The sequence below is a fragment of the Planctomycetota bacterium genome (genome assembly GCA_016872555.1).
In the GTDB taxonomy this organism is placed as follows: Bacteria; Planctomycetota; Planctomycetia; order Pirellulales; family UBA1268; genus F1-20-MAGs016.
Window position 1 is genome coordinate 1 of sequence record VGZO01000082.1, and the last position, 10,018, is coordinate 10,018.

Sequence of the window (10,018 nt, forward strand, 5' to 3'; positions counted from 1 at the left end):
CCGTGCCAGCCGTGTCCAGAGCTTGGCGTGATGGACGCCGCCGTGATGGCGGCGTCGCCCGGCGCGGCGAACCTTGGCTTCGCCCCGCCGGGCTTCAGGCTGGACGGCCAGGATGGCCGTGCCAGCCGTGTCCAGAGCTTGGCGTGATGGACGCCGCCGTGATGGCGGCGTCGCCCGGCGCGGCGAACCTTGGCTTCGCCCCGCCGGGCTTCAGGCTGGACGGCCAGGATGGCCGTGCCAGCCATGTCCTCAGAACGTCAGGCTGTCCTCCGCGAATACCTCGCGGCTCTCGTAGGCATGGAAGCAGCGGGAGACCTTCTGCGAGAGCATCTGGAGGAACATGCCGCGGAACTCGCTCTCCGAGCGGTCGGTCGCCGGGATCGCCGAGTTGGCCGGGAAGGCGAAGTCGTCGATCCGCTTCTCGAACACGAGGTCCTTGGTGGCCACGTCGAAGACGCGGATCCGCGCAGTCGCGCGGCCGCGGTAGAGCGTCGAGCCCTCGTGCAGCCGGAACTGCTCGAGATCGACTCCCACCACGAGGTCGGCGTCGAGCGCTTTGCCGAGGGTCGGGTAGTCGACCCAGGCATTCTCGTCGATCCACCGGGCCACCTCGTGCTGGCCGATGATCCTCGTGCGCCGAACGTTCGACTGCAGCTGGCTCCCGACCAGGCCGGCGAGTTCGCGAGCCGAGCCCGCGTCGGAGAACTCCAGTTCGACGATCGGCCGGCAGGCCACGGCGACGTGCTTGCCCCGCAGACCGTTGAACTCTGCCGGCACGTCCGCCGGCCGCAGAAGGTAGGCAGCGGTGAGCAGCGTCGAACAGCCCGTGAGGGCGGGAAGAGCGACGCAGGCCAGTGCCGCGAGGCGAAAGCCACCCAGGCCGAAAGCATGCATGAGACCGTATCCTCCGGGTTCGAGGCCGTTGAAGCCGACGGGCGGGGGGAGAGTAGGCGACCCGCTCCGGACGGCTCAATGCCTCTTCCCCGGCGAGCGTGTGGCAGAATGGGCAAGCAGCGATCCATGGGAGTTACCGAAGTCATCACCGCGGCGGAGACCGACGCCCCGGCGGCCTACGTGGCGGCGGTGGCGCGGGCGCTGCCCTCCGCCGACTTCTGGACGATGCCCGTGCTGGCCGCCGTTTCAGGGGGCGCCGACAGCGTCTCGATGCTGTTGGCCCTGCATCGGCTGGTGCCGGCCGATGCCCTGGGGCGGCTGCTGGTCGTGCACGCGGAACACGACCTCCGCACCGACGCGGGCGTCGACCGCGCGTTCGTCGAAGGCCTGGCCGGGCGGCTGGGCCTCCGGGCCGTCATCCGCCGGCTCGCGGTGGTGCCGCGCCGCGGCGAAGGCATCGAGGCCGCGGCCCGACGGCTGCGGCATGAGTTCTTCGTCGACGCCGCCGCCGAGGCCGGCGGCCGGCATGTGCTGGTGGCCCACACCGCAGACGACCAGGCCGAGACGATCCTCCACCGGCTCCTCCGCGGCACCGGCGTCGCGGGCCTGGCGGGCATGAGTCCGGCCCGCGAACTGGCCCCCGGGATCTCCCTGCTGCGGCCCCTGCTCGCCGTGCGGCGGGGCGCTGCCCGGGCCTTCCTCGCCGCGCTCGGCGCAGACTGGCGGGAGGATCCCTCGAACCTCGATCGCCGTCATGCCCGGAACCTCGTGCGGCACGACGTGCTGGCCATGTGCGAGCGGACCCGTTATCCGGCCTGCACGGAGGCGATCGTTCGGCTCGGCCGTCAGGCGGCCGCAGCGGCCCGGGCCCTGCGAAGCGCCGCCGACCGCTTGCTCGACGAGCACTCGCGACGGGAGGCCGACGGCAGCATCACGGTGCGAATCGTCGGGCTCCGCGGCCTCGACCCGCACCTCGTCGCGGAGGTGTTCGTCGCCCTGTGGCATCGCGCGGGCTGGCCGCAGCGGGACATGACCGATCGCCACTACACGGCGCTGGCCGCACTCGCGGGCCGTGAGCCTTCCCCGCCCATGGCCCTCGACCTGCCCGGCGGTGTTCGCGCGGTGGCCGATGCCACCGCGGTGCGGTTCACGCCGCGGTGAGGATCCCGCCCGGTTCGTGGCTCACGCGGACATCTGCACTCGGCGGTAGCCGCCGATCGCGCGGAAGTAGAGCAGCAGCGCCAGGTAGATCACGGCCATCGTCGCGGGAATGTAGGAATCGACCTCGAGCGTTTGACGGTTGCCGAGCTGATCGGCCGTGACCGCCGCCTGTTGGTCCGCGGTGGCGGCCGCACCCGCCTTTTTCACCTCCGACACCTTCTGGCCGTCGAGGCCGCGCACCTCGGTGCTCGGGATGTTGAGGAAGCGGCTCGGCTTTTCCGATCGGTATGACTCGTAGACCGCCGGCGCGGATGCCTGGAGCGCCTCGCCGGCGAACCGGTCGTTGCAGTAGCCGAGGCCCGGTCCGCCGATCAGGCCGGCCGACAGCATGCCGATGCCCCCCATGATCGACATCGCCACCGCGCCGGTCTGCGGGAACCGGTCCCCGACCACGGCCAGCATCGTGGGCCAGAAGAAGGTCTTGCCGAGGGCATAGATTCCCAGGGCCGCCAACGCCGCGGGAAAGGTCTGCATGCCGCCGGCGAACCGGAGGCCCACGAAGGCGAGGATCGCCGAGACGAGCAGCAGCCCGATCGGGGACAGGCCCAGCCGCGTCTCGATGAAGTGGGCGCAGAACCGCAGCGCGAACATGATGGCGGAGGTCCAGATGAACAGCCATTTGCCCTGTTCCGACGTGAACAGGTTGCCGGTGATGTTCTGGATCCAGCTGTCGGTGCCCAGCTCGACCGCGCCCACCATGGCGTGCGTGACGAACAGGATGAAGAGCAGGACCGACCCGATCGAGAACTTCGTCATGAACGCCACCGCGAGCAGGAGCAGGCCGCCGAGGGCGTAGCCGGCCACGGCCGCGCGCTCGGGGATGAAGTCCTTGAGGATGTCGCCGAAGAACAGGGCGAGCAGGAAGCAGGCCACCGCCGCCCCGAGGATGCCTACGTCACGAAACATGTCGACGAAACTCGCCCCCTTCGCGGCCGCCTCCGACTTCGGGAACGTCTGGCCGAGAAACATCAGTGCGTAGATCGCGGTCGGGACCAGGTACAGGGCCAGTTGGTACTTCCAGTCCAGGTGCAGTCGGTCGTCGAGGTACCAGCCGGCGACCGTGCCGAGCACCATCCCGGCCGGCCAACTGGCATGCAGGATGTTGAGATAGTGGGTGCGGTTGTTCGGGAACACGGTGGCCACCAGCGGGTTGGCCACGGCCTCCAGCGTGCCGTTGGCGAAGGCGAAAATGAACGATCCCCAAAACAGCAGCTGGTAGGCGTTGGCCGGCGACGAAGCGCTGAACGTGACCACGGCCGAGAGGATGTGGCCGGCGAGGGCGAGGGCCACGAGTTTGCCATAGCCGATCTTGTCGACGATCACGCCCCCGATGATGATCCCGAAGCAGAAGCCCGTCAGTCCAGCCCCGGTGATCTTGCCGACCTCGCTCCCGGTGAACCCGAACTGCTCGATCCAGTTGTCGAGGATTCCCGCCCGGATGGCGAAGCCGACGCCCGCGGCGAGGATCGCCATGAAGCCCGCCCAAAGCAGCCGGTAGGCGTTGGGATAGGCCCCGGAGAGATCGGCGGCGTGACGGTCCTGGGGACGGTCCTGGTGCGTGGCGGCCATCGGGGTGCCTCGGAGGTGAAACGGGGGCCGTCACGGCGATCGCGGCCCTGGCGCGCCCCCCGGAGCCAAGAACGAGGCGGCACTATAGCAACCCGCGAAGGCTGGTGAAATGGCGGGTTTTTCGACGATCGGGGGAGCGGCTCGAGCCTTGACCCCCCGGAAGGCCGCCGCATACCCTCCCGCCCCCTCTCTGCCCGGGACTTCGGCGGCCCTGCGGGCCGCACCACGGCCCCGCCCATGAAATCGTTTGCCGACCTTCTCTGGACGCTCGTCCGCTGGACGCTGCCGCTCTCAGTGGCGGCGGTCGTGGTGGCCGTCGTCATCGGCTCCAACCGGGTCGGCGAGGAACTCCGGCGCCGGGTCGAAGCCAAGCTCGCGGCGACGTATCCCGATCTCGCCGTCAGCGTCCAGGCGGCGAGTCTCGTCGAGGGTGAAGGCATCGCCCTGCGCGGCATCTCGATCGACGATCCGGCCATCCAGGGTGAGGGTCGTCGGCTGGTGGCCGTCGAGGAGGTCCGCATCGGGTGCGGCACGTCGCTCCCGGAACTCCTGTCCGGAGAGCCCGTGGTCACGTCGGTGCGACTGATCAGGCCCGTCGTTCGCGCCAGCCGCGGACCCGACGGTCGCTGGAGCCTGTCGCGGCTGACGCGGGAGGCAGGCGACGGCCTCCGGATCCCGGTGACCGTGGATGACGCCACGCTCCTCCTGGAAGGCAGCGGGCTCGGTGCGCGGCTCACGCTCCGGAGCATCGCCGCGGAACTTCGCCCCGGCGACGACGCGACGAGCGGCCGGCGGATGGCGGTCCGGGGTTCGTTCGCAGGCGACCTCTTCGATCGGGCCGGCTTCGAAGGCTGGCTGGCGGTCGACGGAAGCTTCGCGGTCACCGGAAAGATCGACTCCCTCGACGTCTCGCCGCGATCCCAGGCGCTGCTGCCGGTCGCCGGCGGACGACCCGCCTGGATCGCCGGGCTGCGGGGCCGCCTCGACCTCGACTGGCGCGTCGCAGGAGTCCTCGCGGAACTCGAACGGGCGGACTTTGCAGCCGCCGGTCGTCTCGAAGCGGGACACTTCGAGCACTCCGCGCTGCCGTTCGCGATCACCGACGTGTCGGCGGCCTTCGCACTGGATCGCGGTGGCGTGCGCTGCGAGCGGCTCGAGGCCCATTCCGGCTCGACGCTCCTGCGGGGCTCCGGCCGGATCGGCGGCTGGGATGCCGCAGCCGACTTCGACCTGCTGGTGGAGGCCGAGCGGATGGTGGTCGGCCATCACTGGGAGGGGCTGATGCCGCCGTCGATCGCCGCGCATTGGAGCAAGCTGCTGCCGGCGGGTGAGGTGGATGTCCGCGCCCACCTGGTGCGGCAGGGGGGCGTGCTGCAGCCCGATGTCTCGCTCCGCTGCCGGAACGTCTCGCTGACCTACTACCGCTTTCCCTACCGCGTCGATCGGACCGTCGGCACCGTGACCCTCAAGGACGAAGCGCTCTCCCTGCACCTGACGGGCGAAGCCGGCGGGCATCCGGTGCAGGTCCACGGCACGGTGGCGACGGCCGCCGGCGGCCGCGGCTTCATCGAGGTGCGGGGCGACGGGATGCGGATCGACGACGCCCTGCTCGCCGCCCTGCCGCCGCGGAGCGCCGAGATCGTGCGGTCGCTGCACGGCGCGGGCACGTTCGAATTCGTGTTTCGCCATGACCGCTCCCCGGAGCACGCGGCCGGATTCGCCAACTCGCTCGGCATCCGCCTCACGCGGTGCAGCATGGCCTACGCCGGGTTTCCGTATCCGCTCGGCAACGTCAGCGGGAGCGTGGTCATGGACCGCGGCAACTGGACGATTCGCGACGTCGTCGGCTCCAACGACACCGGCGTCGTCCGCTGCTCGGGCCGGCTGGTGAGGGTCGGAGAGGATGACGGCGAACTGACGCTCGACCTCACCGGCAGCGACGTCGTGCTGGAGAAGGAACTCCGCGATGCGCTGCCCCCCGGCATGCGCCGGATCTGGGACGACGTCGATCCCCGGGGCAACGCCGAGTTCACCGCCCGCGTCCTGCATCGGGTCAAGGCCCGGCGGACCGACGTCGAGCTCCAGGCGACCCCGCGGGGTGACACGGTCTCGATCGAGCCCGCCTGGTTCCCCTATCGACTGGAGCGGCTGCGGGGACGGCTGGCCTGGCAGGACGGTCGGCTCCGGTTCGAGGACGTGCGGGGATCGCACGCCCGCACCACCGTCTCCGCCGAGGGCTCCTGCCGGTTCAGCCCGGACGGCGGCTGGCACGTCTCCTTCGAGCGGCTGGTGGCCGACCGCTTTCGCGTTGACCACGATGTCCTGCGGGCGCTGCCTCGGGGCCTCCAGGAGGCCGTGTCGAGCGTGCAGCTGCGGGGCATGCTGTCGGTCGACGGCGCGATCGAGATCTACTCGACGGCCCCGGTCGCCGTGGCCGGTCCTGGGGGCCGCCCGGAGACGGTGCCGGGGCCGGCCGCCGCCGCCTGGGACATGCAGCTCGACGTCGAGCAGGCGACGCTCGACGTGGGCGTGCCGCTGGAGCACGTCCACGGTGGCATCCGGCTCCGGGGCCAGAGCGACGGCCGGGCGTGGGCCACGCTCGGCGACGTGCTGATCGACAGCGCCATCTGTCGGGGCGTGCAGCTCACCGCGGTGCGCGGCCCGCTGGCCATGGACGCGAAGGGCGCCCGGTTCGGCAGTCAGGCCGGCGGCGATCCGCGGGCCGCGGAGCGGCGGCTCACGGCCCGGGTCGCCGACGGCACGCTCACCGTCGACGGCAGCGTGGCCGCCGGCGACGCGGCGTCCTTCGCGGTCTCATGCGCGCTGGCCGACGCGGACTTGTCGCGACTCGCCGCCGACGCCACCGGCGGAGGTTCCCACTATCGGGGCAAGGTGCAGGCGACGGTCCGGCTGCAGGGCTCGCGGGCGGGCACCCACTCGCTCGTCGGTGAAGGGCAGGTTCGACTCGGCGATGCCGACATCTACGAGCTGCCGGTGATGGTGGCCCTGCTGAAGATCCTGCGCGTCAAGGTTCCCGACCGGACCGCGTTCTCCAGCAGCGTCGTCGACTTCCGCGTCGAGGGTCCCCACGCGTATCTCGACAACATCGAACTCTCGGGTGACGCGATCAGCCTCGTCGGCAACGGCGAGGTGGATTTCGACTCCAACGTGAACCTCGTGCTCAGGCCGATCATGGGCGAGGCGCAGACGCAGCTTCCCGCCATGAAGCGGCTGCTGGGAGGCGCCAGCGGCCAGTTCGTGCTCGTGCACGTCGACGGCACGCTGGCCGAGCCGCTGACGTCGACGGAGGCTTTCCCGACGCTGGCGGCTGCCGTCCAGCGGCTGCAGTCGAAGCGTCAGGCCACCAGGGCGGGGACCGCGTGGGCCGGAGACGAGGTGCGCCGGTGATCTGGCGGAACGGGGGCGACTGGATCGGGCTTGGTAGAGTGGGTCGACGACACCGCCCCGGACGCTCGTGGGCGACGACCGCGCGGGGACACGACCGATGAAGTTCGTGAAGATGCATGGCGCCGCCAACGACTACGTCTACGTCGACTGCTTCGACGAACGCGCCCCGGCGGATCCCGCGGCCCTCGCGCCGCTGATCGCCGACCGGCACCGTGGCGTCGGCGGCGACGGCCTGGTGCTCGTGCTGCCCTCGACGGTGGCCACGGCCCGGATGCGGATGTTCAACGCCGACGGCAGCGAGTCGGAGATGTGCGGCAACGGTGTTCGCTGCGTGGCGCATCTCGTGGTGTCGCGGGGGCGGGCGCCGGCCGGTCCGGTCACGATCGAAACCGGCCGCGGCGTGCTCACGCTGGAGGTGCAGCGGACGGGTTCGCGGACGTCGCAGGTGCGGGTCGACATGGGCGAACCGGTGCTCGAGGCCGAGAGCATCCCGGTGCTCGGCTCGGGACGGATCGTGGCTGCCGCCTGCGAGGCGCTGGGCGCCGAGGAGGCCTGGTGGGCCGGCTGTGGCCTCGAGCCGCGGATGACCTGCGTGTCGATGGGCAATCCACACGCGGTCTTCTTCTGCGCCGACGTCGCGCTGGTGCCGCTGGAAGCGATCGGGCCCCGGGTCGAGACCCATCCGATTTTCCCGAGGCGGGTCAACGTGCACTTCGTCGAGGTCGTGTCGCCCCGCCATGTGCGGATGCGAACCTGGGAACGCGGCAGCGGGATCACGATGGCCTGCGGCACCGGGGCTTCCGCCGTGTGCGTGGCCGGCGTCCTGACGGGCCGGACCGAACGGGCCATCGACGCCGATCTGCCGGGCGGTCGGCTGCGGCTCGAGTGGCCGGAGGGGGGGCACGTGTTCATGACCGGACCCGCCGAAGAGGTGTTTCAAGGAAACTGGCCCGATGCGTGAACGTCATCGGCGAGGAAGGAGCCTGCATCCGTGAAGATCAAGTCACCGTTCGCGATCGGCTGCTGGTCGCTGGTGGCGTCGGCCACGATCCGCCACTGGATGGGCACGCTCGACTATCAGATCGACTACGCCGATCCGGAGGTCGATCCCGTGCACCGCGCCTATCGCAGCGCGAAGATCTACGTCTTCTGGCACGAGAACATCCTCATGCCGCTCCATCTCCGTGGCCATGCCAACATCTCGATGCTGCTGTCCCGCCACTGGGATGCCAACATCCTCGATCGCGTGGCGCGGATGATGGGATTCGGCGTCGTCCGCGGGAGCACCTTCAAAGGCGGTTCGGTCGCCCTGCGGGAACTCGCCGAGCGGGCCGCGGTGGGGAACCTCACGATCACGCCGGACGGACCGCGGGGTCCGCGGCGGAGGCTGGCCGCCGGCTGCGTCTTCCTGGCAAGCACCCTGGGCATTCCGATCGTGGCCATGGGCCTGGGCTACGATCGGCCCTGGCGGGCCGGCACCTGGGACCGGTTCGCGATTCCGCGGCCGTGGTCGCGGGCGCGGGGCGTGATCAGCCGGGCGATCGCGATCCCGCCGGAGCTGGATCGCGACGGATTGGAGCGGCATCGGCTGGGCGTCGAACGGCTGCTCTCGCATCTCTCCGACGACGCAGAGGCCTGGGCCATGTGCGGCGCCAGGCGGCCGACGCAGCGGCCGGGGCGGCGGGAGCCCTCGCGAGTCGCGGCCCGGGCTGCTGCCCTGCCCGGTCCGGCGGGCGTGAGCCTCGATCAGGAGTTGGATCGCTGTGGCCTGGAGCCCGTGGTGGCTGCCCGCGGCGATGCCCGACCGGCTGCCTGATACGGGTCGCACGTGATCCTCGCGCGTCGCTTCAGCACCGCCGCCGGCCGGAGGCATGCTCGGCGGAGGGGAGGAAGCATCGAGCGCGTGGGGGGCAGGATGCCCGTTCTGTTCGGCACGGCGGATGCGGGGCGGGGCGAAGCTCGTCTGGTTTGGGTTCACGGCAACCCCGAGCCTGGGTTCCTGCCCCTCGGATCGCGGGTTTCCGACCCGTGCCTGAGAGGAGCGCGGGTTTTCAACCCGCGGCGCACACCCCCTGTCCCCGCACCGGAAGCCCCAATCGCGTGAGCGATGGGGACTGCGCCTCGCGTGGCGCGGGCTCGGGGCCGCCCGTGCCCCCTCGCTGGACGCTCGCCTCGGGCATCCCGCCCTCGGCTCGCTGCGTGTCCGCTGCGCTTCGGCATCCTGCCTGCGCTTGCTCCCCCAGCCCGCTCGAGGACACGGGCAACCCCGAGCCTGGTTTCCTGCCCCTCGGAGCGCGGGTTTTCAACCCGTGCCTGAGAGCAGCGCGGGTTTCCAACCCGCGGCTGACTTCATGCCCTTCGTAGCGCGGGTTTTCAACCCGCGGCGCACCTCCGCAGACCCCGCATCGGAATCCCCGATCTCCGAGCCATGCGCGCTGGCCGCAGGCCCGCATCGCTCACGCGATTGCGGCTTCCTGACGCCCCGAGTCAGCTCGGGTTTTGCACTTTGGGTCTTCAGCAGAATTTGTGGGTAGAAAGCCTGGGTTTCTGCGCGGGGCTCTGCCCCGGACCCCGAGATTTATGAGCCATGGCACAGGCATCAGCCTGAGTCTGTCGGCGTGAGGCTGATGCTTCCGGCAGCGATCGCACCAAGCCGCTGGCGGCATGGGTATGTGATGAGCCGCCGCTGCGCGGCGACATCCGGCATGCGGCGGCGTTCCGCCGCCTGGAAGCACCGCCCTGACGGGCGGGCCAGGAGAGAGGAGCATCGTGCGGCGCTTTCGGGTAAAGAAGCGGTTGCATAGCCAGCCCTTTCTCCGGAGCCACCGCAGGATGCACCTCGAGAGTATTCTCAATCACGTCGAGCCGCTCAAGTCGTTCGTCTACAAACGGGAAAGACTGGTCACAACCGCCGGGGGATCGACCG

At 70.7% G+C, this 10,018-nt stretch carries 5 protein-coding genes; 4 read left to right on the forward strand and 1 reads right to left on the reverse strand.

What is annotated here, in order from left to right; translation table 11 throughout:
- The first annotated feature begins 228 nt into the window (after positions 1–228).
- A complete protein-coding gene (tilS, locus tag FJ309_16370; GenBank protein ID MBM3956157.1) occupies positions 229–2,055 on the forward strand; it encodes a tRNA lysidine(34) synthetase TilS in 1,827 nt (608 codons plus the stop codon).
- 21 nt (positions 2,056–2,076) lie between these two features.
- Here tilS and FJ309_16375 read toward each other — a convergent pair whose 3' ends face one another.
- Positions 2,077–3,588: an MFS transporter gene (locus tag FJ309_16375; GenBank protein ID MBM3956158.1), complete on the reverse strand. Its 1,512-nt coding sequence runs from the start codon at positions 3,586–3,588 to the stop codon at positions 2,077–2,079.
- A 333-nt stretch (positions 3,589–3,921) separates the two neighbouring features.
- Between FJ309_16375 and FJ309_16380 the strand changes: the two genes are divergently transcribed.
- From FJ309_16380 to FJ309_16390, 3 genes are all read left to right on the forward strand, one after another.
- Entirely contained in the window at positions 3,922–7,092 is a 3,171-nt protein-coding gene (locus tag FJ309_16380; GenBank protein ID MBM3956159.1) for a hypothetical protein, read from the forward strand.
- Positions 7,093–7,189: 97 nt separating this feature from the next.
- Positions 7,190–8,053 (forward strand): diaminopimelate epimerase, encoded by an 864-nt coding sequence (locus tag FJ309_16385; GenBank protein MBM3956160.1) that lies wholly within the window; start codon positions 7,190–7,192, stop codon positions 8,051–8,053.
- Between the two features lie 30 nt (positions 8,054–8,083).
- Positions 8,084–8,908 carry a DUF374 domain-containing protein gene (locus tag FJ309_16390; GenBank protein ID MBM3956161.1) on the forward strand — a complete coding sequence of 275 codons (825 nt, stop codon included), beginning with the start codon at positions 8,084–8,086 and terminating at the stop codon, positions 8,906–8,908.
- Positions 8,909–10,018: the final 1,110 nt, after the last annotated feature.